This is a genomic window from Nocardioides sp. 503 (genome assembly GCF_004522095.1).
In the GTDB taxonomy this organism is placed as follows: Bacteria; Actinomycetota; Actinomycetes; order Propionibacteriales; family Nocardioidaceae; genus Nocardioides.
In genome coordinates, this window is record NZ_SPUI01000002.1 from 1,265,120 (window position 1) to 1,290,614 (window position 25,495).

At 73.9% G+C, this 25,495-nt stretch carries 27 protein-coding genes; 14 read left to right on the forward strand and 13 right to left on the reverse strand.

Annotated features, from left to right (window positions below; genetic code table 11):
• Positions 1-52: 52 nt before the first annotated feature.
• From E4622_RS07055 to E4622_RS07080, 6 genes are all read right to left on the reverse strand, one after another.
• Complete coding sequence (locus E4622_RS07055; RefSeq protein ID WP_134739304.1) at positions 53-790, reverse strand: DUF881 domain-containing protein; 738 nt, start codon at positions 788-790, stop codon at positions 53-55.
• On the reverse strand, positions 783-1,115 hold the full coding sequence (locus E4622_RS07060) for a small basic family protein (protein ID WP_134739305.1): 333 nt from the start codon (positions 1,113-1,115) through the stop codon (positions 783-785). The genes E4622_RS07055 and E4622_RS07060 overlap by 8 nt, the downstream gene beginning before the upstream one ends.
• Positions 1,112-1,999 carry a DUF881 domain-containing protein gene (locus E4622_RS07065; protein WP_134739306.1) on the reverse strand — a complete coding sequence of 296 codons (888 nt, stop codon included), beginning with the start codon at positions 1,997-1,999 and terminating at the stop codon, positions 1,112-1,114. The genes E4622_RS07060 and E4622_RS07065 overlap by 4 nt, the downstream gene beginning before the upstream one ends.
• Complete coding sequence (locus E4622_RS07070; RefSeq protein WP_134739307.1) at positions 1,992-2,606, reverse strand: CDP-alcohol phosphatidyltransferase family protein; 615 nt, start codon at positions 2,604-2,606, stop codon at positions 1,992-1,994. Before E4622_RS07070 ends, E4622_RS07065 begins: the two co-directional genes overlap by 8 nt.
• Before the next feature lie 73 nt (positions 2,607-2,679).
• The gene (locus E4622_RS07075; RefSeq protein ID WP_134739308.1) at positions 2,680-3,765 is read right to left on the reverse strand and encodes a hemolysin family protein; all 1,086 of its coding nucleotides are present in this window, start codon (positions 3,763-3,765) and stop codon (positions 2,680-2,682) included.
• A complete protein-coding gene (locus tag E4622_RS07080) occupies positions 3,762-5,117 on the reverse strand; it encodes a hemolysin family protein (protein WP_134739309.1) in 1,356 nt (451 codons plus the stop codon). The genes E4622_RS07075 and E4622_RS07080 overlap by 4 nt, the downstream gene beginning before the upstream one ends.
• A 237-nt stretch (positions 5,118-5,354) precedes the next feature.
• On the opposite strand from E4622_RS07080, the gene E4622_RS07085 reads away from it, so the two are divergent.
• Genes E4622_RS07085 through E4622_RS07095 form a run of 3 tightly spaced genes read left to right on the forward strand, consistent with a single transcriptional unit; the run spans position 5,355 to position 9,251 of the window.
• A complete protein-coding gene (locus tag E4622_RS07085; protein ID WP_134739310.1) occupies positions 5,355-6,929 on the forward strand; it encodes a DUF1800 domain-containing protein in 1,575 nt (524 codons plus the stop codon).
• Positions 6,930-6,936: 7 nt separating this feature from the next.
• Positions 6,937-8,187 carry a DUF1501 domain-containing protein gene (locus E4622_RS07090; RefSeq protein ID WP_134739311.1) on the forward strand — a complete coding sequence of 417 codons (1,251 nt, stop codon included), beginning with the start codon at positions 6,937-6,939 and terminating at the stop codon, positions 8,185-8,187.
• A gap of 8 nt (positions 8,188-8,195) precedes the next feature.
• Complete coding sequence (locus E4622_RS07095) at positions 8,196-9,251, forward strand: dihydrodipicolinate reductase (RefSeq protein WP_134739312.1); 1,056 nt, start codon at positions 8,196-8,198, stop codon at positions 9,249-9,251.
• Positions 9,252-9,369: 118 nt separating this feature from the next.
• Here E4622_RS07095 and E4622_RS07100 read toward each other — a convergent pair whose 3' ends face one another.
• Positions 9,370-9,828 (reverse strand): GAF domain-containing protein, encoded by a 459-nt coding sequence (locus tag E4622_RS07100; RefSeq protein WP_134739313.1) that lies wholly within the window; start codon positions 9,826-9,828, stop codon positions 9,370-9,372.
• A 71-nt stretch (positions 9,829-9,899) separates the two neighbouring features.
• Between E4622_RS07100 and E4622_RS07105 the strand changes: the two genes are divergently transcribed.
• Positions 9,900-10,277, forward strand: coding sequence for a nuclear transport factor 2 family protein (locus E4622_RS07105; protein WP_134739314.1), 378 nt, complete (start codon positions 9,900-9,902; stop codon positions 10,275-10,277).
• The gene (locus tag E4622_RS07110) at positions 10,274-10,978 is read left to right on the forward strand and encodes a hypothetical protein (protein WP_134739315.1); all 705 of its coding nucleotides are present in this window, start codon (positions 10,274-10,276) and stop codon (positions 10,976-10,978) included. The genes E4622_RS07105 and E4622_RS07110 overlap by 4 nt, the downstream gene beginning before the upstream one ends.
• A 27-nt stretch (positions 10,979-11,005) precedes the next feature.
• Here the strand turns inward: E4622_RS07110 and E4622_RS07115 are convergent, their stop codons facing one another.
• From E4622_RS07115 to E4622_RS07140, 6 genes are all read right to left on the reverse strand, one after another.
• The gene (locus E4622_RS07115) at positions 11,006-11,245 is read right to left on the reverse strand and encodes a hypothetical protein (RefSeq protein ID WP_134739316.1); all 240 of its coding nucleotides are present in this window, start codon (positions 11,243-11,245) and stop codon (positions 11,006-11,008) included.
• Between the two features lie 9 nt (positions 11,246-11,254).
• The gene (locus E4622_RS07120; RefSeq protein ID WP_134739317.1) at positions 11,255-11,884 is read right to left on the reverse strand and encodes a 3-oxoacid CoA-transferase subunit B; all 630 of its coding nucleotides are present in this window, start codon (positions 11,882-11,884) and stop codon (positions 11,255-11,257) included.
• Positions 11,881-12,546, reverse strand: coding sequence for a 3-oxoacid CoA-transferase subunit A (locus E4622_RS07125; protein WP_134739318.1), 666 nt, complete (start codon positions 12,544-12,546; stop codon positions 11,881-11,883). Before E4622_RS07125 ends, E4622_RS07120 begins: the two co-directional genes overlap by 4 nt.
• Positions 12,543-13,724 carry a thiolase family protein gene (locus tag E4622_RS07130; protein ID WP_134739319.1) on the reverse strand — a complete coding sequence of 394 codons (1,182 nt, stop codon included), beginning with the start codon at positions 13,722-13,724 and terminating at the stop codon, positions 12,543-12,545. The genes E4622_RS07125 and E4622_RS07130 overlap by 4 nt, the downstream gene beginning before the upstream one ends.
• 65 nt (positions 13,725-13,789) lie before the next feature.
• The gene (locus E4622_RS07135) at positions 13,790-14,566 is read right to left on the reverse strand and encodes an IclR family transcriptional regulator C-terminal domain-containing protein (RefSeq protein ID WP_134739320.1); all 777 of its coding nucleotides are present in this window, start codon (positions 14,564-14,566) and stop codon (positions 13,790-13,792) included.
• Positions 14,567-14,630: 64 nt separating this feature from the next.
• Positions 14,631-15,824 carry an alpha/beta fold hydrolase gene (locus E4622_RS07140; protein WP_134739321.1) on the reverse strand — a complete coding sequence of 398 codons (1,194 nt, stop codon included), beginning with the start codon at positions 15,822-15,824 and terminating at the stop codon, positions 14,631-14,633.
• Between the two features lie 232 nt (positions 15,825-16,056).
• Here E4622_RS07140 and E4622_RS07145 point away from each other — a divergent pair, with 232 nt between their 5' ends.
• From E4622_RS07145 to E4622_RS07180, 9 genes are all read left to right on the forward strand, one after another.
• Entirely contained in the window at positions 16,057-18,996 is a 2,940-nt protein-coding gene (locus E4622_RS07145) for a response regulator (RefSeq protein WP_134739322.1), read from the forward strand.
• 151 nt (positions 18,997-19,147) lie between these two features.
• On the forward strand, positions 19,148-19,393 hold the full coding sequence (locus tag E4622_RS07150) for a hypothetical protein (protein ID WP_134739323.1): 246 nt from the start codon (positions 19,148-19,150) through the stop codon (positions 19,391-19,393).
• A gap of 2 nt (positions 19,394-19,395) precedes the next feature.
• The gene (locus E4622_RS07155) at positions 19,396-20,526 is read left to right on the forward strand and encodes a cupin domain-containing protein (protein ID WP_245155914.1); all 1,131 of its coding nucleotides are present in this window, start codon (positions 19,396-19,398) and stop codon (positions 20,524-20,526) included.
• Positions 20,523-21,431: a sucrase ferredoxin gene (locus E4622_RS07160; protein ID WP_134739325.1), complete on the forward strand. Its 909-nt coding sequence runs from the start codon at positions 20,523-20,525 to the stop codon at positions 21,429-21,431. Before E4622_RS07155 ends, E4622_RS07160 begins: the two co-directional genes overlap by 4 nt.
• Before the next feature lie 58 nt (positions 21,432-21,489).
• A complete protein-coding gene (locus tag E4622_RS07165) occupies positions 21,490-22,557 on the forward strand; it encodes a 3-oxoacyl-[acyl-carrier-protein] synthase III C-terminal domain-containing protein (protein WP_134739326.1) in 1,068 nt (355 codons plus the stop codon).
• The gene (locus E4622_RS07170; protein WP_134739327.1) at positions 22,554-23,090 is read left to right on the forward strand and encodes an isoprenylcysteine carboxyl methyltransferase family protein; all 537 of its coding nucleotides are present in this window, start codon (positions 22,554-22,556) and stop codon (positions 23,088-23,090) included. The genes E4622_RS07165 and E4622_RS07170 overlap by 4 nt, the downstream gene beginning before the upstream one ends.
• Complete coding sequence (locus E4622_RS22690; RefSeq protein WP_167735996.1) at positions 23,083-24,105, forward strand: NAD(P)/FAD-dependent oxidoreductase; 1,023 nt, start codon at positions 23,083-23,085, stop codon at positions 24,103-24,105. The genes E4622_RS07170 and E4622_RS22690 overlap by 8 nt, the downstream gene beginning before the upstream one ends.
• On the forward strand, positions 24,102-24,686 hold the full coding sequence (gene idi, locus E4622_RS07175) for an isopentenyl-diphosphate Delta-isomerase (RefSeq protein ID WP_134739460.1): 585 nt from the start codon (positions 24,102-24,104) through the stop codon (positions 24,684-24,686). The genes E4622_RS22690 and idi overlap by 4 nt, the downstream gene beginning before the upstream one ends.
• Positions 24,683-25,462 (forward strand): UbiA family prenyltransferase, encoded by a 780-nt coding sequence (locus tag E4622_RS07180; protein WP_134739328.1) that lies wholly within the window; start codon positions 24,683-24,685, stop codon positions 25,460-25,462. Before idi ends, E4622_RS07180 begins: the two co-directional genes overlap by 4 nt.
• Positions 25,463-25,495: the final 33 nt, after the last annotated feature.

Here is a 25,495-nt window from a genome sequence, read left to right on the forward strand (position 1 = left end):
CTCCGGTCGACGCCGAGCCGCGCTCGGGCGGGTACAGCCTGGCTCGTGAAGGCTACTGCCCACCGTCGGGCTGGGCGTACTCAGGCTGCTGCGGCTCCACGACCGCCTCGATGTCGAGCGAGGCGAGCTTCTCCACGCGCAGCTCGGCCCCGTCGGCCAGGAGCTTGGCTCGGGGGCCGAGCGGGAAGGTGATGGCCCCCGCCAGGACGTCGGGGTCGCCGATGACGTCGATGACGTACGGCGACTCCACGGTCACGCCGTCGATGGCGATGGCGTCGGTGACGTCGGTGAACGAGGTCTGGGCGATGACCCGGACCTCGCCGTTGACCTGCATGGCCTCGGCGCCCACGGTGCGCAGTTCCTGGACGGTGTCGATCAGGGAGGCGACCTTCACCTGGCCGTCGACCTCGGTGACGGTGATGCGGATGCCGGGGCCGGTCACCGGGACGAGCCCGGCGAGGATCGAGAGGGTGTCGACCTCGGTCTCGGCCTGCTCCAGCGCCGCCTGCCGACGGCTCGTCTCGGACTGCAGGTCCTCGCGGGTCGCCTCGAGCCGCGCGATCTGCGTCTCGGTGCGCTGGGTGGTGCCGAAGAGGCCGTCGAGCACGTCGATGAGGTCCTGCTGGCGCAGGGTGGAGTAGTCGTCGCGCTCGTCGGTGGTGCGCACCTGCGTGACCACCGCGAAGCCGACGAGCCCCAGCAGGACCGCCACCACGAGCTGGCGTCGCGAGGCCGTGGTCAGCGCCCGGCGCAGCCGGTCCCGGCCGGTCGGCGCGCCGGCCTCAGGCATGGAAGAGGTGCCGCCGGATGGCGGCGACGTTGGAGAAGATCCGGATCCCGAGCACCACGATCACGCCGGTGGAGAGCTGACCACCGACGCCGAGCTTGTCGCCGACGTAGACGATGCCGGCGGCGATGACGACGTTGCTGAGGAACGAGACGACGAAGACCTTGTCGTCGAAGATGCCGTCGAGGTAGGCGCGCAGGCCGCCGAAGACCGCGTCCAGGGCGGCGACCACCGCGATCGGGAGGTACTGCTCCAGGCCCAGCGGCACGTCGGGCTTGAGGAAGACGCCGAGCAGCACACCGACGGCCAGGCCGAGTACGGCGATCACAGCGGCTCCTCCTCGAGCTTGGGCGGGACCTGCTCGTCGGACCGGCGCTGCTCCGCGGAGCGGAGCAGCAGGAACGACCGCGGGCCGGCGGGCAGGGACATGCGGTCCTCATTCTGCAGCTCGTAGGTGAAGCCGAAGCGTCGCGACAGGCCGTCGAAGGCGATCCCGCTGCTGGTGTCCATCAGGGCCGCCTGCATCGTGGCCCGGTCGCCGATCGCGAAGACGGTGTAGGGCGAGGCGATGCCGACCCCGTTGACCTCGATGGGCACGCCCGAGGTCCGGATCGCGCTGAGCGCCGTCAGTCGCTGGCCGTTGATCGAGATCGCCTCGGCGCCGGCGGCCCACAGCCCGTCGGCCAGCAGCGCGAGGTCCTCGTCGCGCACCGTGCCGTCGAGGTCACCGGACGTGGCGTCCTTGACCGTGACCCGGATGCCCTCGCCCCGGGTGGGCGTGAAGCCGGTGCGCACCCCGAGCCGGCGCAGCCGCGGGGTGAGGGCCTGCTCCCCCTCGTTGAGGCGGCGCACCCGGTCCTCGGCGTCGGCGTTGGCCTCGCGCAGGTCGGCGATGCGGGCCTGGAGCCGCGAGACGCGCGCGCCCTGGTCGTCGATGCGCGCCACCAGGCTCGCGCGACCCTCGTCGCGCACCTCCGCGTCCCGCTGGGTCTGGACCGCCGCGGTCGCGGCCATGACCCCGAAGACCGCGACCGCCACGGCCGCGATGCGCCTCGGGTGCCCGCCCGAGCCGGGCGGGACCGGCTCGCCCGCGGCGGTCCTGGCGGCGCGGCGCTCGGCCGCGATCAGATAGTCCTCGTCGAGGGACTGGCGCTGGATCAGGTCCAGCAGCGGCAGGGTGACCCGCGGCGGCAGGTCCGGGGACTCAGGCATCGCGCACTGCCACCCGTCGCTCGGTCGTCATCAGCAGCTTGCGCACCTGCCAGGCGTAGAGGACCCCGGCCCACCAGTAGAGGCCGATCCCCCAGAAGGCGAACGCCCACCCGAAGACCCGGGCGAGCAGCGCGACGGTGCCCTCGCCGTCGCCGAGCAGCAGCAGCGGGAAGGCGTAGAGCAGGTTGAACGTCGCCGCCTTGCCGAGGAAGTGCACGGGCAGCGCGCTGTAGCCGCGCGTGCGCAGCAGGGGCACCAGGCCCCACATCAGGGCGTCGCGCAGCGGCAGCGAGACCGCCATCCACCACGGGATCACGTCGCGCAGCGCGAGCCCGACCACCACGGCCAGGATGTAGAGGCGGTCGGCGACCGGGTCGAGGATCTGCCCGACCAGCGACTGCTGGTTCCACCGGCGGGCCAGCCAGCCGTCGAGGAAGTCGGTGAACCCGGAGACCATCAGCAGCGCCAGCGCCCAGCCGTCCTCCTCCGGTCCGAGGACCAGCCACAGGAACACCGGCACCCCGGCCAGCCGGAGGGCGCTCAGCAGGTTGGGAACCGTCCAGACGCGGTCCTCGCGCGCCGAGTCGTCCGCCACTGATGCCTGCATTCCGGGTGTTGAGGTGCTGCTCCGAGCCTGTGGCCGACACTTTAGCGGCCGGGACGGCCCGAGTCGGGGAGGGTCAGGCGTCGTCCTGCCGTGCCGTCTCGAGGACCGCCTCGTGGGGGGCGTCGTGGTGCGCGGCGTCCCGGATCTCACCGACGAGCTCCTCGATCACGTCCTCCAAGGTGGCCAGCCCGAGCGTCGCGCCGTCGGCGTCGACGACGCGGGCCATGTGGGCGCCGCGACGCTGCAGCGTCTCGAGGGCCTCCTGCAGCTGGTCGTCGGCGGTGACCGGCGCGAACGGGCGGATCCACTTGTCCTGGATGGGCTGCTCGCGGCGGGCCTCGTCGGGCTCGAGCACGTCCTTGATGTGCAGGTAGCCGATCAGCTCCCCCGAGACGTCGGCCACCGGGAAGCGGCTGAAGCCCGTGCTGGCGCACAGGGCCTCGACGTCGGCCGGGCTCGATCCCCGCAGCACGGTCGTCAGCGTGTCGGGCGGGAGCACCACCGTCGCCACGGTCTTCTCGGTGAAGCCCAGGGCGCCGGACAGGCGGTCGTACTCCTCGTCGGCGAGCAGCCCCTCACCGCGGGACTCCTCGACGAGCGCCGCGACCTCCTCACGCGTGAACGTCGAGGCCACCTCGTCCTGGAGCCGGACCCCGAAGAGCCGGAGGATGAGCGCTGCCACCCCGTTGATGACGACGATCACCGGCCGCAGCACCGTGACGAAGCCCCAGATCGCCGGCGCGAGGATGACCGCGACCCGGTCGGGCCCGGCCAGCGCGATGTTCTTCGGGATCATCTCGCCGAGCACGACGTGGAGGTAGACGACGACGAGGAGGGCGATGGCGAACGCGATCGGGTGGAGGAGTGAGTGCGGGACGTGGGCCGCGTCGAGCACCGGCTCCACGAGGTGACTGACCGCGGGCTCGCCCACGGCTCCGAGCACGAGGGAGCACACGGTGATCCCGAGCTGGTTGACCCCGATGACCAGCCCGATGTTCTCCATGGCCTTCAGGGTGTACTTGGCTGCGCGCGACCCGGCCTCGGCCCGGGGCTCGATCTGGCTGCGCCGCGCGGAGATCATCGCGAACTCCGCGCCCACGAAGAAGGCGTTGCCCAGGAGCAGGAGGAGCGCGACCAGCAGCGCTACGACGGGGCTCATGGCGCGACCTCGTCAGCGTCCCGGTCGTGGAGGCGCAGGGACAGACGGTCGATCCGCAACCCGTCCATGTGCTCGACCGTGAGCACCGCCAGCTGCTCGCGCGGCTCGTCGGGGTCGCTCCGGTCGGGCACGGGCACCTCGGCGATGTCGCCGGTCTCCGGCACCCGGCCGACGACCTTGAGCACCAGCCCGGCGATCGTGTCGTAGTCCTCGTCCTCCGGCAGCCCGACCCCGGTGAGGTCCTCGACCTCGTCGGGGCGCAGCAGCCCGGACAACGACCAGGCCCCGTCGCGGCGCTGCCGCGCGCGGGCGCCCAGCCGGTCGTGCTCGTCGGCGATGTCGCCGACGATCTCCTCGACGACGTCCTCGAGGGTCACGATGCCGGCATGACCGCCGTACTCGTCGAGGACCACGGCCATCTGGAAGCCGTCCTCGCGCAGCAGCGCGAGCAGCGGGTCGAGGCGCAGGGAGTCCGGCACCACGATCGGCTTGGCCATCAGGTGCTTGACCTTGGTGGTGGACCGCTCGTGGAGCGGAAGGGCCACCGCATTCTTGACGTGCACCGTCCCGACGACCACGTCCTCGTGGTCGAGCACGGGGAAGCGGCTGTGCCCGGTCTGCCGGGTCAGCTCGATCACCGCGCTCGCCCGGTCGTTGACCTCGAGGCTGCGGGTGCGCACCCGGGGCGTCATGATCTCGCCGGCGTTGCGGGTGCCGAACTCCACCGAGCGCTCCATGAGCTCGGCAGTGTCGGCGTCCAGCGTCCCGATGTCGGCGGAGCGCTGGATCAGCGAGGCGAGCTCCGTGGAGCTACGGGCGGAGCGCAGCTCCTCCTGCGGCTCCATGCCCAGACGGCGCACGACCGCGTTGGCCGAGCCGTTGAGGAACTTGATCGGGTAGCGGTTGACCGCGGTCCACCAGCGCATGGGCAGCTGCGTCGCCCGCGCGGTGGCGAGCGGAAGCGCGATCGCGAGGTTCTTGGGAACGAGCTCACCGAAGATCATCGTCAGGACGGTTCCGACGACCAGGCCGATGCCGATGGCGAGCGGGGCGACCACGCCGTCCGGAATGCCGACGGCGCGCAGCGGGTCGTCGATGAGCTCGGCGATGGCCGGCTCGGCGAGGAAGCCGACGCCGAGGTTGGTGACCGTGATGCCCACCTGTGCGCCGGACAGCTGGGTCGACAGGGACCGCAGGCCGCTGAGCAGGCCCTGGGCCGAGGCGTCACCCTCGGCCGCGAGGCGCTCGACCTGACCGCGGTCGACGGTGACGAAGGCGAACTCGGCCGCCACGAAGACGCCGGACATCACGATCAGCACGAGGGCCGTCGCGAGCAGGAGGAGGGGGGTCACGGGCGCTCTCCGCGGTGGGAGAGCGGGCTACTTTGAGAGCCGTCCATGGCGGGGGCTGAGGGTCCTATCGGGTCGGGTGCCGGTGAGCCGACAATCCTAGACGCACGGCCCGACGGGGCCGCGATCGGCGGCGGGCACCGCTCGCCCGCGACTCGGTCGCCCGATCGGCATCGCGCAGCCTCTGGTCGTCGTACCCTGGGGCGTCCCGATCCTCGGTAGGGAACCCCTGGAGCCACGATGAGCACCTCGTCCCCCACGCCCACCCGGCGCGCACTGCTCGGCGGAGCCGGCGCGGCCGGGCTCGCCGGCCTGGGCGGACTGGCCGGCGCCGGACCGGCGCACGCCGGGCACTGGACACCGGCGCGCTACCGCGGGGCCCGCCTGCTCTCCCCCGCCGAGCGTCACCTGGTCGGCCGCTTCTCCTACGGCGTGACGCCGGCCCTCACCGCCGGCGTCCACCGCCAGCGCGGCGCGGCACGCTGGTTCGAGCAGCAGCTGGCTCCCGAGCGGATCGCCGACCCGGGCGGGACCGCCGTCCGCACCTGGTGGTCCGGCCTCCACCGGTCTCCCCAGGAGCTGTGGACCCGGCAGGTCCAGGACATCGAGGGCGGCTGGGAGGTGATGGCCGACTACCAGCGCTACGTCCTGCTGCGCCGGATGCACAGCAAGCGGCAGGTGCTGGAGGTGATGACGGAGCTGTGGGAGAACCACCTCCACGTCCCGGTCAACGGCGACGCCCAGTTCACCCACCGGGTCTCCTACGGCGACACGGTGCGCCGCAACGCGCTCGGCACCTTCGAGGCGCTGCTGCGCGAGACGATCACCCACCCGGCGATGCTCGTCTACCTCAACCAGGCCGTGTCGACGAAGCGCCGCCCCAACGAGAACCTCGGCCGCGAGCTGCTCGAGCTGCACACCGTGGGCCGCGGCGCCTTCACCGAGGACGACGTGAAGTCGTCCGCGCGCATCCTGACCGGCTGGATGGTCGACATGTGGCGCACCTGGGCGCCGTCCTACAAGCCCGAGCAGCACTGGACCGGTCCCGTGCGGGTCCTGGGGTTCACCGACCCCAACGCCGCCGCCGACGGCCGCGACCTCACGCGCCGCTACCTGCGCTACCTCGCGCACCACCCGGCCACCGCCCAGCGGATCGCCCGCAGGCTCGCCACCAAGTTCGTGCGCGACGACCCGCCGCAGGCGCTCGTCGACCACCTCGCGCGGGTCTACCTCGCGAACGGCACGGCGATCAAGCCGGTGCTGCGGGCGCTGGTGGCGCACCCGACGTTCCGCGCCTCGGCGGGCCTCAAGGTCAAGGACCCCGGCGAGGACGTGGTGTCGACCTACCGCGCGCTGCAGGTGGCGACGGCCCGGCCCACGGGCGCCAAGGCCGAGCAGTACGCCGCCAACGCGATCATCTGGCAGGCCTCGAGCCTGGGCGCGCTGCCCCTCGCCTGGCCCCGTCCCGACGGGCAGCCGGTCGACGACGACTCCTGGTCCTCGCCCGCGCGCATGGTCGCGTCGCTGGAGATGCACTACTCGATGAGCGGGGGCTGGTGGCCGCGCGCCGGCACGACGTACCGGCGCCCCGCGCAGTGGCTGCCTCGTCGACGGGTGCGCTTCGACGTGCTCGTCGACCACCTGTCCCAGCAGCTGCTCGGGCGCCGCTCCGACGCGATGCTGCTGAAGGCCTGCTGCGAGGCGGTGGGGGTCCCGCGCCGCCAGGTGATCACGCGCAGCCACGGGCTGGTCCGGTGGAACATGCCGCGCCTGCTGACCACCCTGCTCGACTCCCCCCACCACCTGACGAAGTGACGACGCGATGACCCGGCCCGCCGACACCGACTGCTGCGACGAGTTGCGCGCGATCTCGCGACGCGGGCTCCTCACCGGCGCGGTCGCGCTGGCCGGCGCCACGACCGCGGTCGGGTCCGCGGTCGTCACGGCCGCGCCCGCGTCCGCGGCTTCCGCGTCCTCGGTGCTGGTCGTTCTATCGCTTCGCGGCGCCGCCGACGGGCTGTCGCTGGTCGTGCCCCACGGCGACCCGGTCTACTACCAGGCCCGACCGCGGCTCGCCATCGCCAAGAGCCAGCTCCTCGCACCCGACGCGATGTTCGGGCTGCACCCCAAGCTCGCCCCGCTGCTCCCGCTGTGGACCTCCGGACGCCTCGCGGCCGTGCACGCCACCGGGCTGCCGGCGCCCAACCGCTCCCACTTCGCCGCGATGGAGGAGGTCGAGGACGCCGACCCCGGCTCCGCCAAGCGACGGGGCTGGCTCAACCGGCTCATCGGCGCCCGGCCCGGCAGCTCGCCCCTGCAGGGCTTCAGCGTCGGCACCGGGGTGGTGCCCGGGTCGCTGTTCGGCAGCGAGCCCGTGATGTCGACCGACTCGGTGCAGGACATGACGCTGCCCGGCGACGACAAGTGGGTGGTCCGCGACGGGCGCAAGCGCTCGCTGCACACGATGTGGGACGGCAACCGCACCCCACTCGGCACGGCCATGCGCTCGACGTTCGGCGCGCTCGGCGCGTTCCAGCCGGTGCTGCGTGCGGCCGACCACAGCGCGTCGTACCCCTCGAGCGACCTGGGCAAGGCGCTCGCGTCGGTCGCCCGGATCATCCGCGGCGACGTGGGCGTCGAGGTGCTCACCGTCGACCAGGGCGACTGGGACATGCACAGCGACCTCGGCACGCTGGCCTGGGGACGGATGATCGACAACACCGACGACCTAGCGCGCTCGGTCGCGGCCTTCATGGGCGACCTCGGCACCCAGGCGACCAAGGTGACGCTGGTGGTGCTCAGCGAGTTCGGGCGACGGACCGTGGAGAACGACAACTACGGCCTGGACCACGGCTACGGCAACGTCATGCTCGTGGCCGGCGCCGGGGTCAAGGGCGGCAAGGTCTACGGCACCTGGCCGGGGCTCACCCTCGCCGACGACGCCGACCTGCGCGTGACCACCGACTATCGCAGCGTGCTGTCGGAGGTCGTCTCCTCCCGCTTCCGCGCCTCGACCGCTACGGTCTTCCCGGGCTTCACCCCGTCGCCCGTAGGACTCATGTCGAGCCTGTAGGAGCACTCGTGGCCGTGCGCGTCGTCCAGTGGGCCACCGGCGGCGTCGGCCGCGCCGCGATCGAGGGGGTGCTGCTGCATCCCGACCTCGAGCTGGTCGGCTGCTACGTGCACTCCCAGGACAAGCACGGCGTCGACGTCGGGACCATCATCGGCGCCGGACCGACCGGCGTGCTCGCCACGACCGACGTCGACGAGATCCTCGCGCTGGACGCCGACTGCGTCATCTACACGCCGCTGGTGGGGGTCACCGAGGAGGTGACCGCGCTGCTGCGCTCGGGCAAGAACGTCGTGACGCCGGTGGGCTGGATCTACCCCGGCGAGCGGCAGCGCGCGATCCTCGAGGAGGCCTGCCAGGCCGGTGGCACCAGCGTGCACGGCACGGGCGTCAACCCTGGCGGCGTACCGGACCTGCACCCGCTGATGTTCTCCTCGCTGTCGTCGGCGGTGACCTACGTGCGCGGCGAGGAGTTCTCCGACATCCGCACCTACAACGCCCCCGACGTCGTGCGTCACGTCATGTGCTTCGGCGGCACCCCCGAGGAGGCGCGGTCGGGGCCGATGCTCGAGCTGCTGTCGGCCGGCTTCGTGCGGTCGGTGCGGATGTGCCTGGACGTGCTGGGGTTCTCCCCCGACGCGCAGGTGCGCTCCACCCTGGACCTCGCGGTCGCGACCTCGCCGATCGACTCGCCGATCGGCGTCATCGAGCCCGGCCGCGTCGCCGGCCAGCGCTTCGTGTGGGAGGCGCTCGTGCGCGACCAGGTGGTGGTGCGCGTGGCCGTCAACTGGCTGATGGGCGAGGAGCACCTCGACCCGGCCTGGGACTTCGGGCCCGAGGGCGAGCGCTTCGAGGTCGAGGTCAGGGGCGACCCCGACACCTTCGTCTCGATCAAGGGCTGGCAGCCCGACACGGTCGCGGAGGGTCTCGTGCGCAACCCCGGGATCGTGGTCACCGCGATGCACTGCGTCAACTCGGTGCCGTACGTCGTCGCCGCGCCCCCGGGCGTGCGCACCTACGTCGACCTGCCGCTCGTCGCCGGGCGGGCGCACCCTGACCTGGCGTAGGGACGTCGGCGCCGCGGTGCCGTTTCCCCAAGGTATGCAGGGAAGCTGTCACTTCCCTCGCGCTGCACACCGAGGGAAGTGACGCTCGGGCTGCATACCTTGGGGAAACGGCAGCGCGTCAGCGCGGCTGGTACGCCGCCGCGCGGATCCGCTGGAAGTTGCGGCCGCCGCGGCGGAAGGTGTGGGCGACCGCGGCGGGCAGGCGGTGCTCGTCCCAGGGCTCGGGGTCCCAGTCGCAGGGCCGCACGTGGGCCAGGTCGAGGGTCGCCGCCGCGCTGCTGCCGTCGTAGGACCAGGGGCCGGTGAGCCAGCCGCGGTGGAACGGGCCGCCCGGGGTGCGGGTCCAGACCTGCGCGCCGTCGGGGACGGCGGCGAAGCGCTCGAGCCGGCGGGCCACGCGGTCGCCGTGGAGCTCCTCGGTCTCGGCCAGTGCCTCCGCCAGGGCCTGCGGTGGACGGGGCAGGACCCCGCCGACCCCGCACAGCCCGCGCGACAGCGCCCGTTCGACCGCCGCCTCGTGGTCGACGTCGTCGCGCCGCGAGCGCAGCGGGGCGCGGTAGACACCCGGGTCGTCCATGGCGCCGAGCCTAGGCCCGTCGCAGCCGACGACCGACGGCCGGCAGAACTAGAACCTGTTATAAAGACCTCGTGGTCGCCTCCAACGAAGACATCCGCTCGACGGTCCAGCGCTATCTCGACCTGGTCGCCACCGGCACCGCGGCCGAGATCGTGGCGCTCTACGCCGAGGACGCCACGCTCGAGGACCCGGTCGGCTCCGACGCCCTGCGCGGGACCGAGGCGATCCGGGCGTTCTACGCCGGCCTCGAGGGCCTGACGATCACGACGAACCTCGTGACGCTGCGCGCGTGCGCCGGCCAGGCGGCGTTCCACTTCGAGATCGTGACCGAGGCGGGCGGGATGAAGTACCGGATGGCGCCCCTGGAGGTCATGACCTTCGACGACGCTGGCAGGATCCTCAGCATGCGCGCCTTCTGGTCCGACGAGGACCTCGTCGTCGAGTCGTGACCTCCGACGACCTCCGACCCCTCACCCAGGACGACCTCGACTGGGCGGTCGAGCACACCCGCGTCCGCCGCGAGCGGCTCGCCCCGCACGCGCCGCGCTTCTGGCGCCCGGCCGCCGACGCGGTGGAGCGGCACCGTGCCTTCCTCTCGCACCTGATCGACGACTCCGCGACCCTGAGCCTGCGCAGCGAGCACGGCTACCTCGTGGCCATGCATCCCGGCGCCTACCTGCTGGTCGACGACATGGTCGTCGAGCCCGCGGAGCACTGGGCCACCGAGGGCGTGGCGCTGCTGCGGCAGGCGACCGCGCTGGCGCCGGTGCGGTTCGTGGTGCCGGCGTGGGAGTCCGAACGCCTCGACGCCGCCCTGGACCTGGGGCTCGAGGCCGCCGAGATCTGGTGGCACCGCGACCTGGAGCCCGGCACCGGCCTCAACGTCGTCTCGGAGGAGCACCGCCTCAGCGTCGAGGGGGCCGAGGCGCAGCTGGTGCCCTCTCCCCCGGTCTACGACCCGGGCGGGCCGGTCCTGCTGGTGACGTCGCTGGAGTCCGTGGACGGGCTGCGCGCCGCCGAGCAGTCGGCCGCGCGCCGCGGAGCGCGGGTCTCGGTGGTCACGCAGCAGCCGTCCGACCAGCCGCTGGCCGAGCTGCTCACTGCGGCCGGCTACACGCTGACGACGTACTTCTTCGCCACTCCCGCCTGAGCGACGGGAACGGCGCGAGCCGAGGGTCTAGGAGTCCCGCTCCGCCTCGGCGGCCGCCTCGGCCTGGTGCCCGGGCGTGGCCTCGGGCGCATCGGGCGTCTGCACGGAGTCGTGGCGGGTCTCCTCGGGCGCGTTGGTGCGCTCGTCGGACTCGGCGAGGATCGCCTCGGCCTGCGCGTGCGGGTCGGCGCTGCCGGCCTCCTGCTCCTCCGGGAGCAGCTCGGCGCGGGTGTCGATGCGGGACTCGTCCGCGGAGGGATCGCTCATGGCTCGAACCTACTCCGTGATGTCGACGTCGAGTCGCGCGGCCAGCTCGTCGGTCGTGATCCCGAAGGTCTCGCGGACCCGCACGCCGTCCGGGGTGATGTCGAAGACCGCGAGGTCGGTGTAGACCCGGTCCACGCACCCCAGGCCGGTGAGCGGGTAGGTGCACGCCGGCACGAGCTTGGGCGAGCCGTCCTTGGCGAACAGCGTCATCATCACCAGCACCTGCTTGGCGCCGATCGCGAGGTCCATGGCGCCACCGACCGCCGGGATCGCGTCGGGCGCTCCCGTGTGCCAGTTGGCGAGGTCGCCCGCGGCCGAGACCTGGAACGCGCCGAGCACGCAGACGTCCAGGTGGCCGCCGCGCATCATGGCGAAGGAGTCGGCGTGGTGGAAGTAGGCGGCGCCGGGCAGCTCGGTGACGGGGACCTTGCCGGCGTTGGTCAGGTCGTGGTCGACCGCGTCGCCGGTGGCGGCCGGGCCCATGCCGAGCATGCCGTTCTCGGTGTGGAGCACCACGCCCGAGCCGGCGTCGAGGTGGTCGGCCACGGTGGTCGGCTGGCCGATGCCGAGGTTGACGAACGAACCCGGGGCGATGTCGCGGGCCACGAGCGCGGCCATCTCGTCCTTGGTGAGCGTCATCGTGAGACCACCCTGTCGACGTAGATGCCGGGAGTGACGACGGCCTCGGGGTCGAGCTCGCCGGTGTCGACGACGTCGCTCACCTGCGCCACGACGGTCGTGGCCGCGGTGGCCATGACCGGCCCGAAGTTGCGGGCGGTCTTGCGGTAGACGAGGTTGCCGGCGCGGTCGGCGCGGTGGGCGCCGATGAGGGCGACGTCGCCCTTGATCGGGTACTCGAGGACGTAGGTGCGCCCGTCGATCTCACGGGTCTCCTTGCCCTCCGCGAGCGGAGTGCCGACCCCGGTCGGGCAGAAGAACGCCCCGATCCCGGCGCCGGCGGCGCGCATGCGCTCGGCGAGGTTGCCCTGGGGCACGACGTCGAGCTCGATGCGGCCGTCGCGGTAGAGCCCGTCGAACACCCACGAGTCGGACTGGCGGGGGAAGGAGCAGACCACCTTGCGGACCCGGCCCTTGGCCAGCAGCGCGGCCAGGCCGGTGTCGCCGTTGCCGGCGTTGTTGGAGACCACGGTGAGGTCGGTGGCCCCCTGGCGGATCAGCGCGTCGATGAGGTCGACCGGCATCCCGGCCATGCCGAAGCCGCCGACGAGCACGGTGGCGCCGTCCGCGACGTCGACCAAGGCCTCCTCGGCCCCGGTCGCCCCCTCGAAGAACGCCGTCACGCCTGGTTCTCCAGGACCACCGCGAGCGCCTGGCCGACACCGATGCAGATGGCCGCGACGCCCCAGCGGTCGCCGGACTCGCGCAGGCGGTGGGCGAGGGTGCCGAGGATGCGCGCGCCGGAGGCGCCGAGCGGGTGCCCGATCGCGATGGCTCCCCCCTTGGCGTTGACGATGGCGGGGTCGACCTTCCAGGCGTCGAGGCACGCGAGCGACTGCACCGCGAAGGCCTCGTTGAGCTCGACCGCCGCGACGTCGTCCCAGCGGATCCCGGCGCGGGCCAGTGCCTTGTCGGCCGCCTCGACGGGGGCGAACCCGAACTCCTGGGGCGCCAGCGCGTGCACGCCACGGCCCGCGATCCGGGCGAGCGGGGCCACGCCGATCGTGTCGGCGGCGGCCTCGGACCCGATGACCAGCGCCGAGGCGCCGTCGTTGAGCGGGGAGGCGTTGCCCGCGGTGATGGTCCCGTCGGAGCGGAACGACGCCTTGAGGCCGGCCAGCTTGCCGGCGGTCGAGCCAGCTCGGATGCTCTCGTCGCGGGTCAGCTCGGCGCCCGGCACGGGCACCACCAGGTCGTCGTAGAAGCCGGCCGTCCAGGCCTCGTCGGCGCGGCGGTGGGACAGGGCCGCGAACTCGTCCTGCCGCTCGCGCCCGATGCCGAACCGGTCGGCGAGCTGCTCGTTGGCCTCGCCGAGCGAGACCGTCCACTCGGCAGGCATGCGCTCGTTGACCAGGCGCCAGCCGAGCGTGGTGGACACGGCGGTGACGTTGCCGGCGGGGTAGGCGCGCGACGGCTTGGGCAGCACCCAGGGGGCGCGGGTCATCGACTCCACACCGCCGGCCACGACGACGTCGGCGTCGCCGGACTCGACCTGGCGCGAGGCGGTCATGGCCGCGTCCAGCGAGGAGCCGCAGAGGCGGTTGACGGTGGTGGCCGGGACGGAGGTCGGCAGGCCGGCCAGCAGCACGGCCATCCGGCCGACGTTGCGGTTGTCCTCCCCCGCGCCGTTGGCGTTGCCCCAGACGACGTCCTGGATGCGCTCGGGGTCCAGCTGCGGGGTCTTGGCCAGCACCCCCTGCAGCGCCACGGCCGCCAGGTCGTCGGGCCGGACCTCGGCCAGCGCGCCGCCGAAGCGGCCGAACGGCGTGCGGGCGGCGGCGTACACGAAGGACGAGGTCACGGTGCTCCTGTTCGGTGTGCGAACGCGTGTGCGGTTCACGAACGAATCGTAGCAAGCCGGCAGGGTCAGCGGGCGGCGTGGGCGAGGTCGTCGGAGACGGCGCGGGCGGCGGCAACGACGTGGCCGACGTAGTCCTCGGGCAGGGACCCGGTGCGGGGCGTGGAGGTGGAGATGTTGATCGCGGCGACCACCGCGCCGGAGCGGTCGCGCACCGGCGCCGCGACCGAGCACAGGCCGGCCTCGAGCTCCTGGTCGACGACCGCCCAGCCCTGCTCGCGCACGCGGGCCAGCTCGGCGCGCAGCGCGTCGGGCTGGTGCAGGGTGCGTTCGGTGAGGGCGGTCAGCGGCGTCGCGGCGAGGTAGGCGTCGACCTCCTGGGGCGCGAGGTCCGCGAGGAGCACCCGTCCCATCGAGGTGGCGTCGGCCGGGAAGCGGGTGCCGACGGTGATCCCCACGGTCATGATCCGACGGGTCGCGACGCGGGCGACGTAGACGATGTCGGCGCCGTCCAGCACCGCGGCCGAGGTCGACTCCCCCACGAGCGCCGTGAGCCGCTCGAGGTGCGGCTGCACCAGCTGGGGAAGGCCCAGGCCGGAGAGGTACGCCGTCCCGAGCCGCAGCACCTGCGGGGTCAGCGTGAAGAGCGCGCCGTCGAGCCGCACGAACCCGAGCTCGCGCAGGGTGTGCAGGAGGCGCCGTGCCGTCGCGCGGCTGAGACCGGTGCGGCCGGCCACCTCGCTCAGCGTCATCGAGGTGTGCTCGGCGTCGAAGGCCGTGATCACCTCCAGCCCCCGGGCCAGCGACTGCACGAACATCTCCCCCGGAGGCGGCCGCTCGCTCATGGGCGCGAGCCTAGGGGGTCGCCGACCGCAGCGGTCCTGCCCTGCCGTCGGTCTCGCCAGGCCGCTACTGCTTCCTGCCCTCGTCGAGGAGCACCTGCTGGACGACGCGGAAGGCGGCGTCGGCGTCGGGGACGCCGCAGTAGACCGCGGTCTGCAGCAGCAGCTCCTTGATCTCCTCGACCGTCACCCCCAGCGTGAGCGCGGCGCGCACGTGCGTCGCCAGCTGCTCGTGGTGGCCGCGCGCGACGAGGGCGGTCAGCGTGACCAGGGAGCGGCTGCGGCGGTCCAGGCCGGGGCGGCCCCAGACCGCGCCCCACTCGTACTCGGTGACCAGCTCCTGGAAGTCGCGGGTGAAGTCCGTCGTGCCGGCCAGGGCGCGGTCGACGTGGGCGTCGCCCAGGACCTCACGGCGTACGGCGAGGCCGACCTCGTGCCACGAGCCGGACGCCTGCTCGGGCTCACCCAGCACGTGCTGGCGCACGAGCCGCGCCACCTGCTCGGGCGCCTCGGCCGGCGCCAGGTGCGCGACGTCGTCGAGCACCACCAGGCGGCCGTCGCGCACGCCCTCGGCGACCTCTTGCAGCCGGCCCACCGGTGCGGCCTGGTCCGCGTCGCCCGCCACCGCCAGGACGGGGGCCGTGACCTCGCCCAGCCGGGCGCGCACGTCGAAGCCGGCGACCGCCGCGCACGCCTGGCGGTACCCGTGGTCGTCGGTCCCGGCCAAGGCGTCCAGCAGCGACGCCACCACCTCGGGCCGGCGCTCGACGAAGCCGGGCGCGAACCACCGCTCGCGGGACCCCGCGACCATCACGCGGGTGCCGGACATGGCCACCTGTGCCATCCGGCCCTCCCACATCGCCCGCTCGCCGAGCACGGCACCGGTGCACAGCAGCACCGCGTCGCGCACACGCCCCGGGGCGTCGAGCAGCAGCTGCAGGCCGACCGCCCCGCCGACCGAGTTGCCGGCGTAGGAGAAGCTGCCGCCCACCTCGTCGCGCTGGAGCAGGACCTCGTCGACGACGGCGAGCACGCCGGCCGCGAGCTCGGCCATGTCGTAGGGCTCCTCGGGCACCGAGCGGTTGTGCCCATGGCCCGGGAGGTCCCAGGCGAGGACGTCGAAGACGTCGGCGAGGTGGCCGGCCGCCTCCGCCCAGAGCGCGGTCGCCGAGGTCCCGAGCGAGGGGCCCAGGACCAGCAGCGGCAGCTCGGCGCGGTCGCGGGCGCCGCTCATGCGGACGGCGGTGACGGCGGGGATCATCGGCGGTGCCTCCTGGGAGCGGGCGCGGTACGTCGTCGACCAGCGTGCCCGCCGCCCCCCGGCGTCCGCCGGCCGGGTGGTCCCTGGCTGCGGCTCCGGAAGCCGTCCACCCGGCGACACCCGGACCGACCAGACCCCGAAGGGTGAACGCCTTTCGCGCCCCGACCTGCGACGATGGGTCCTGCGCGGTGCCGGGACCCCGCTCCACACGACCCGTGTCCAGGACCCAGAGGTGCGCTTGAAGCTCGTCCGTCCGGCCGACGACCCCGCGCGCACCCTCCTGCTGACCGGTGCGGTGGTCCTCCTGGTCGTCCACGCCGTCTTCGCCACCGGCGTCGTCGGCGACACGACGTACCTGCTCGCGGTCTTCGGCGCCGCCGTGGTCGCCGGGGTGGCCTTCCTGCGCGCACCGGAGGGCCGTCGGCTCGTGCCCGGGCTGATCGCCGCCGGTCTCACGTCCTCGGCGATCGGCGAGGTCGCCTGGTACTCCTACTACTGGCGCGGGGTGGAGCCGGACGTCTCGGCCGCCGACGTGCCGTACTTCCTCAGCTACGTCGCGCTGGGCGCGGCGATGTTCGTCGCCACGCTGGTGCGCACCCGCGAGGGACGCCGGCGCATCGACGCCGACGCGGTCCTCGACGCGCTGAGCATCCTCACCGTCAGCATCCTGGTCTTCTGGAGCACCTCCATCTCCGGCCTGGTCGACGACCAGAGCATCTCCCCCTTCGAGACCGCGGTCCTCGGCGCCTACCCGGTCGCCGACGCGATCCTGCTCGCGCTCGTGCTGCGCGCGCTCGCGACGCCGCGCACGCGCGCCGCCATCGGCCGCACCTTCGCCGCGGGTGCGCTGTGCTGGCTGGCCTCGGATCTGGGCTACCTGCTGCTCTCCCTGAGCACCCCGGTCTCCACCGTGCTCGACCTCGGCTGGATGCTCGGCGGGCTGCTGATGGCCGCCGGCGCCTGGATGGGCACCGGCACCGCCGGGGCCGAGCTCGACGAGGAGGCCGACGCCGGCCGCACCGAGGCGTGGCAGCTGGCCATCGCGATCCTTCCCCTGGCCGTGCCGCCGCTGCTGGAGCTCCAGAGCGACCTGCGCGGCGGCGACCTCTCGCCGTACCTGTCGATCATCGGGATGGCCGCCCTGCTGGTGCTCGCCTTCGCACGCACCGCCCGGCTGCTCGCCTCGGAGCGACGGGCCCGCGCGGTCGTACGCCGCAGCCGCCGCCACTACGAGCGACTGGCCGAGAACAGCTCCGACGCCGTGATCGTCATCGGCACCGACGGCACGATCCTGCGCGGCTCCCCCCACCTGCCCCGGCTCCTCGGCCTGGCCCGGATCGCGCCGGACCTCGACTGGACCAGCTACCTGCTGGCCGAGGACGCCGAGCGCCTCACCGAGCTCTTCTTCCGGTCGCTGGAGCAGCCCGGCGTGCCGTTGACCTCCGAGGCGCGCGTCGACCACGACGCTGACAGCACGCGCTGGCTCGAGGTCCGGCTGGTCAACCTGGTCGACGACCCCGACGTCGGCGGCGTGGTGGTCGCGCTCTCCGACATCAGCCCCCGCAAGGCCGTGGAGGCCGAGCTGGAGGGCTCACGGGACGCCGCGCTCGAGGGCTCGCGCGCCAAGTCGGCCTTCCTCGCGACGATGAGCCACGAGATCCGGACCCCGATGAACGGCGTCATCGGGCTGACCGGGCTGCTGCTCACCACCGAGCTCGACGCACGCCAGCGCCAGTACGCCGAGGGCGTGCGCGGCGCGGGCGAGGCCCTGCTCACGCTGATCAACGACATCCTGGACTTCTCCAAGGTCGAGGCCGGCAAGCTGCAGCTCGAGACCCTCGACTTCAGCCTGGTGCAGGTCGTCGAGGACGCCGCCGAGCTGGTCGGCGAGAGCGCCACCGCCAAGTCCCTGGAGCTGCTCGCCTACTGCTCCCCCGAGCTGCCCGCCCACCTCCGCGGCGACCCCGCCCGGATCCGGCAGGTGCTGCTCAACCTCGCCTCCAACGCCATCAAGTTCACCGCGGAGGGCGAGGTCGTGGTGCGCGCCCAGCTCGACGACACGACCGACGAGGGCGTCGTCGTGCGCTTCGAGGTCAGCGACACCGGCGTCGGCATCGCCGAGGAGGACCAGGAGCGGCTCTTCGACCCCTTCTCCCAGGCCGACTCCTCGACGACCCGCAAGTACGGCGGCACGGGCCTCGGCCTGGCCATCTGCCGTCAGCTGGTGACCGCGATGGGCGGCTCGCTCGGGGTGCGCAGCCGGCCCGGCGCCGGCAGCACGTTCTGGTTCACCCTGCCCCTGGAGCGCGCGGAGGGCACGGACCTCGTCGCTGCGGCGCGCCCCGGCGGACTGTCCGGCGTGCGGGTCCTGGTCGTCGACGACAACCAGACGAACCGGCTGATCCTGGAGGACCAGCTCGGCGCCTGGGGCATGCGGCCCGACTGCGTCGCCGACGCCGGGACCGCGCTGGTGCGCCTCGCCGAGGCCGAGCGCGACGGTGCGCCGTACGAGCTGGGCGTGCTGGACCTCTGCATGCCCGAGGTGGACGGCCTGGAGCTGGCCCGGCGGATCCGCGCAGAGGCCGCCTCGGCGCCGGGGCTGGTGCTGCTGACGTCCGGCGGCGACCTGGCCAGCGCCGACGTGATGGCTGCCGGCATCGACCGCCTGCTCTCCAAGCCCGTGCAGCTGTCGCGCCTGGCGACCGCGCTCGAGGAGGCGATGGCGGCCAGGCGAGACCCGGAGGCGCCGCCTGCAGCGCCGACCGAGACCCCGACCTCCACGCGACCCGGAGGGCGCGGCCACGTGCTGGTCGTCGAGGACGGCGTCACCAACCAGCTCGTGGCGGTGGGCATCCTGGAGCACCTGGGCTACACGACCGAGGTGGCGGAGAACGGGCTCGAGGCGCTGGCCGCGATGGAGCAGACGACCTTCGACGCGGTCCTGATGGACTGCCAGATGCCGGAGATGGACGGCTACCAGGCCACCACCGAGATCCGTCGGCGCGAGGGCTCCGAGCGTCACACGCCGGTCATCGCGATGACCGCCAGCGCGACCGCCGGCGACCGGGAGCGGTGCCTGCAGGCCGGCATGGACGACTACGTCGCCAAGCCGGTGCACCCCGACGAGGTCGTCATCGCCCTCGACCGTTGGGTGTCGGCCGCGACCGCGTGACCACCGCTCGCGGAGGGCGTGAGGTCGGGCGGGACCGGGTACCGAGGCGCACGCCGTGGTGGACCGCCCTTGTCGGGCCGGGATCGCCCCAGCAGACTGCACGAGGGCCGTCCCTCCGGGGCGGTCAGCCACTTCGGACACAGGAGGACGCATGACGACCACCCCGGAAGAGCCGCTCGGCGACGACGACATGACCACCGCCCCGGCGGGTGACCCCACGCCGCCCGCGGGCGACGCGGACGGCACCGACGGCGGCGACGCCGACGGCACGGACGGCGACGCCACCGACACCACCGACGGCGACACGACCGACTCCGACGGCACCGACAGTGACGGCACCGACACCGACGGGACCGACGGCGACGCGACCGACACCACGGACGGCGACGCGTCCTGACCGTGCCCGGATCCGCGCTCGACCTGCTCAGCGGTGACGCCCAGACCTTCCTCGCGAAGGTCTGGGCGTCGCGGGTGCACCTGCACCGCACCGACCCCGAGCGGCTGGTCTCCCTGCTCTCGCTCGACGACGTCGACACCCTGCTGACCTCGTCGGCGATCCGCACGCCGTCGGTCCGCATCGCCCAGGACGGCGCGGTGCTCCCCGAGTCGTCCTACACCCGCGGCGCGACGCTGGCCGGCAAGCCGCTCACCGGGCTGGTCGACTCCCGCAAGGCGCTCGCGCTGTTCGCCGGCGGCGCCACCATCGTCCTGCAGGGGCTGCACCGCTACTGGCTGCCGATCACCCGGCTCGTCGCCGAGCTCGAGCTCGAGTTGGGCCACCCCTGCCAGGCCAACGCCTACCTCACCCCGCCGGGAGCCCAGGGCTTCGCGGTGCACTCCGACTCCCACGACGTGTTCGTGTTCCAGACCGCCGGCTCCAAGCAGTGGGAGGTCCACGGCACCGACGGCCCCGAGCAGGTGCTCCTGGAGCCGGGCGTGTCGATGTACCTGCCGACCGGCACCCCCCACGCGGCCCGGGCGCAGGAGACCGTCTCCCTGCACGTCACCCTCGGCATCAACCAGCTGACCTGGCGCGGCCTGGTGGAGCGCAGCGTCGCCGACGTGGTCGGGCGCGTGCCCGACGAGCACCTGCCTGCGGGCTACCTCGACGACCCCGCCGAGCTCGCCGCCGGGCTGGCCCAGCGGCTGGAGTCGCTGGCCGCCGACCTCCGCGGGGTCTCCGCGGAGGCCGCGGTCGCCGCCGAGGTACGCCGCTTCCTCACCACCCGCAGCCCCCGACTCGCAGGCGGGCTGCACGACGTGCTCGCGGTCGCGACCCTGGACGACCACACCCTCCTGCGCCGCCGGCCCGGGCACCCGTGCGTCCTGCTGCCCCGCGGCGACCGGCTCGAGGTGCTCCTGGGCGACCGCTCCGTCGACGTCCCGGCGTGGCTGGGTCCCGCCCTGGAGGACCTGCGCGCGCGCCGGGAGCTGACCCCGGGCGACCTTGCCGAGCACCTGGACCCCCAGAGCCGCCTCGTGCTCTGCCGCCGCCTCGTCCGAGAAGGGCTCCTCGAGGTCGCCACGTGACCTCCCGCGACCCCGCCTTCCGCTGCTCGGTCGCCAGCGGGCTGCGCGACGAGCCCGTCGGCGGCACCGCCTCGACCGTGCGCGCCTTCCTGCTCGTCGAGCACCCCGGACCGTGGGGCGTCGACGCCCTGCGCGACGCCCGCCTGCCCGACGGGCTCGGCGACGCCGTGGCCCGAGCCGCAGCCGCGGCGCGGGTCCGCCCGCTGCTGGTGCGGCGACCCGACCGCCGTACGCACCAGGACGGGATGCGGGTCTTCGCGGCCTTCGCCCACCCGTCGCGGCCGTGGCTGGAGACCACGGTGCTGCCCGACCCCCACCAGCTGCTCGACCTGGACCTGGTCGCGCTCGGCGCGGGCCGCTCGCCCGGCCTCACGCCGTACGACGGGACGCTGCTGTGCGTCTGCACGCACGGACGCCACGACGCCTGCTGCGCCGAGCAGGGCCGGCCGGTGGTCACCGCGCTGGCCGCAGGGCACCCGGAGGAGACCTGGGAGGTCTCCCACATCGGGGGCGACCGGTTCGCCGGCAACATGCTCGTGCTGCCCCAGGGCCTCTACTACGGGCGGCTCGACCCGGTGTCGTCGCTCGCGGTGGCCGACGGCCTCGCCGTCGGGGAGCTCGAGCTCGACCACCTGCGGGGACGCTCGTCCTACGCGATGCCCGTGCAGTTCGCCGAGATCGCCCTGCGCCGCCAGCTCGGTGAGACCCGCGACGACGCGGTGCGCCTGGTCTCGCGGCGCGCGGCGGACGGGGTCACCGACGCGGTCTTCACCGCGGGCGGCGCCCAGTGGGCCGTGCAGGTCCGCACCGCCCCGGGCGCGGAGCTGGTCCAGCTCACCTGCAAGGCCACCCGCGACAACCCGGCGCCGGCGCACGAGCTCCTGGGGATTCTTCGCACCGGGTGACATCGTGGGTGCCGGGGTACCGGCCAATCCGAGGACGCACCTGCATCGAAGGAGTCACATGGAGATCCTCTCGGTCCGCGGGGTGCTTCCGGCCCACACCTACCCGCAGCACGAGATCACCGACGCGTTCGCCCGCTTCATCGCGACGGCCGGTGGCCTCGACGAACGGCTGCTGCGGCGCTTCCACGGCAACGCCGGGGTCGACCAGCGTCACCTGGTGCTGCCGCTCGAGGCCTACGCCGAGCTGACGGGGTTCGGGCAGGCCAACGACCTGTTCATCGAGCACGCGGTCGAGCTGGGGGCGCGGGCCCTGGTCGACGCCCTCAAGGCGGCCGACCTGACGCCGTCCGACGTCGACGTCATCGTCTCGGCCACCGTGACCGGCCTGGCGGTGCCGAGCCTCGACGCCCGCATCGCGGCGCTGGTGGGGCTGCGACCCGACGTCAAGCGGGTGCCGATCGTGGGCCTCGGCTGCGTGGCCGGCGCGGCCGGCATCGCCCGGCTGCACGACTACCTCGTCGGGCACCCCGACGAGGTGGCCGTGCTCGTGGCCGTGGAGCTGTGCTCGCTGACCGTGCAGCGTGACGACGTGTCGATGCCCAACCTCGTGGCCAGCGGGCTGTTCGGCGACGGCGGCGCCGCCGTGGTCGCGCGTGGCGGCTCCGACCGCGGTGGTCGGGCCGAGGTGCTGGCCACGCGCAGCCGCCTCTACCCCGACTCCGAGCGCACGATGGGCTTCGACGTCGGCGACGGCGGGCTGCGCATCGTCCTGGACGCCCACGTGCCCACCATCGTCGGCCGCTACGTCCGCGAGGACGTCGACGGCTTCCTGGCCGACCACGGCCTGACCCGTGCCGACATCGGCTGGTGGGTCTGTCACCCAGGCGGTCCCAAGGTGATCGAGGCGCTCGAGCAGGCGCTGGAGCTGCCCCGCGACGCGGTCCAGCTGACGTGGGACTCCCTCGCCCGCATCGGCAACCTCTCGTCGGCCTCCGTGCTGCACGTCCTCGGGGACACCCTGAGGGACCGTCCGCCGGTGCCCGGCTCGTATGGGATGGTCCTCGCCATGGGTCCCGGCTTCTGCTCCGAGCTGGTGCTGGTGCGCGCGACCGGAGATCCGGAGTGACCACGCTGACGGCGTTCACCGTCCTGGTCGCGCTGGTCGGCCTCGAGCGTCTCGCCGAGCTGGTGGTCTCGAAGCGCAACGCCGCGTGGAGCTTCGAGCGGGGCGGGCGCGAGTCGGGGCAGGGGCACTACCCGTTCATGGTCGTCCTGCACAGCGGCTTCCTCGTGGCGATGCTGGTCGAGGCGTGGGTACGCCGCCCCGACGTCGCCGCCGGGCTCGCCTGGTCGATGCTCGCGCTGGTCGTCGCGTCGCAGGCGCTGCGCTGGTGGTGCATCACGACGCTGGGGCGCCGGTGGAACACCCGGGTGATCATCGTGCCCGGGCTCGCCCCCGTGACGTCGGGTCCCTACCGGCTCCTGCCCCACCCCAACTACGTCGCGGTCGTCGTGGAGGGCGTGGCGCTGCCGCTCGTGCACGCCTCCTGGATCACCGCGCTCGTCTTCACCGTCGCCAACGCCGCCCTGCTGACGGTGCGGATCCGCACCGAGGACGCAGCGCTGCGCACCCTGCCGCGGGAGCCCGTCGATGCGTGACCTCCTGGTCGCCGGCGGCGGTCCCGTCGGCCTGGCCACCGCGCTGTACGCCGCCAGGGCCGGGCTCGACGTCGGCGTCATCGAGCCGCGGGAGGGCGTCATCGACAAGGCCTGCGGCGAGGGGCTGATGCCGGGGGCGGTCGCCGCGCTCACCGACCTCGGCGTGACGTTGGACGGGCACCCGATCACCGGCATCCGCTACGTCGACGGGGCCCGCACGGCCGAGGCGTCGTTCCGCCACGGCCCGGGTCGCGGCGTGCGCCGTACGGCCCTGCACCGGGCGATGGGCGAGGCCGTCCTGGCGGCCGGGGTCAAGACCGACCCCCGCGCCGTGCGCGAGGTCGTCGACCGGGGCGACCACCTGCTCGTCGACGGCGAGCCCACGCGCTACCTGGTCGCGGCGGACGGCCTGCACTCCCCCGTGCGCCGGATGACGGGCCTCGACGAGCCGGCGACGACCGCCCGCCGCTACGGCCAGCGCTGCCACGTCGACGTGGCGCCGTGGACCTCGTTCGTCGAGGTGCACTGGGGACCGACGTCGGAGGCCTACGTGACCCCCGTCGGGCCCGACCGGGTGGGCGTCGCGGTCCTCACCGGCCAGCGACGCGGCCTCACCGACCTGCTCGGCGACTTCCCGGCCCTGGCCGAGCGGCTGGGCGGCGCCCCCGCCGCCGACGTCCGCGGAGCCGGTCCCCTGCGCCAGCAGGCCCGGCACCGCGCGGCCGGCCGGGTGCTGCTGGTCGGCGACGCCGCGGGCTACGTCGACGCCCTCACCGGCGAGGGCATCGCGCTGGGCGTCGCGCAGGCGCGCGCCGCGGTCGAGGCCGTCGTCGCCGGCGACGTCACCCGCTACGACCGGGACTCACGCTGCCTGAGCCGGCGCCACGAGCTCCTCACCCGCGGCCTGCTGGCCGCGACCCGCCACCCCGCCGTACGCCGCCGGGTCGTGCCGGCCGCCGCCGCCCTGCCCTGGGTCTTCGGCGCCGCCGTCGACCAGCTGGCGAGGCCGGCATGAGCGCGACCACCGAGGAGCTCGTCGTCCTCCTCGACGAGGCCGGCCAGGCGATCGGCACGACCCCCAAGCAGGGCGTGCACCACCGGGAGACGCCGCTGCACCTGGCCTTCTCGTGCTACCTCTTCGACGCCGACGGGCGACTGCTGATGACACGTCGGGCGCTCACCAAGAGCACCTGGCCGGGGGCCTGGACCAACTCCGTGTGCGGGCACCCGGGACCGGGTGAGCCCATGGCCGACGCCGTACGCCGCCGGGTGCTCGACGAGGTCGGGGTGGAGGCGTCCGGGGTGCGTCTGATGCTGCCGGCGTTCCGCTACCGCGCGGTGATGCCCAACGGCGTCGTCGAGAACGAGATGTGCCCGGTCTACGTCGCCACGACCTCCGGCGCGCTCGCCCCGGACCCCACCGAGGTCGACGACGTCGCCTGGGTCGACTGGTCGCACTTCCGCGCCGGCGTGCTCGACGGCAGCCGCGAGATCAGCCCCTGGTGCCGCGAGCAGGTGGCGCTGCTCCCCGAGGACCCGCTGGCCGCACCCGGTCAGGACGACTCCGCCCTCCCACCGGCCGCCCGGACCGCGTGACCGCGCTGCTGCGCGCCGCCCACGGCGGCCCGGCCGTGGCGGTCACCGCCCTGGCCGTCCTGCTGGGCGTGGCCGAGGACCTCGACCCGGGGCGGCTGCTGCTCGTGGGGCTGGCCGTCATGGCGGGGCAGCTGAGCGTGGGCTGGTCCAACGACCTGCTCGACGCCCGGCGCGACCGCGCCGTGGGGCGCACCGACAAGCCCCTGGCCTCCGGCGAGCTGAGCGAGGGCACGGTGCGGGCCGCCTGTGTCGTCGCCCTGGTCGCCGTCGTCCCGCTCTCGCTCGCCTGCGGGTGGGAGGCGGGCCTCGTCCACCTGGGGATCGTCCTGTCCGCCTGGACCTACAACCTCGGCCTCAAGGCCACGGCCTGGTCCTGGGTCCCCTACGCGGTCTCGTTCGGGCTGCTGCCGGTCTTCGTCGCCCTGACCGACGACGACCTCCCGCCCTGGTGGGTCCCGGTCGCCGCGGCCCTGCTGGGGGTCGGCGGCCACCTGGTCAACGTGCTGCCCGACCTCGACGACGACGCCGCCACCGGCGTCCACGGCCTGCCGCACCGCATCGGGCGTCGCCGTCTCCCCGCCGCGGCGACCGGCGTGCTGGTGCTCGGCTCGGCCGTCGTGACCGTGGGGGCGGGGTTCTCGGCCGTGTCGCTCGTGGGGCTCGGCGTCGTCGCCGCCCTCGCGCTCGTCGCGCTGACCGGCCGCGGCCGCACGCCGTTCCTCGCCGCCATCGGCATCGCTCTCGTCGACGTCGTGACGCTCGTCGCAGCGCGCTGAGAGGTGAGCGTCGCGCGGGTGGGTACCGCCAGG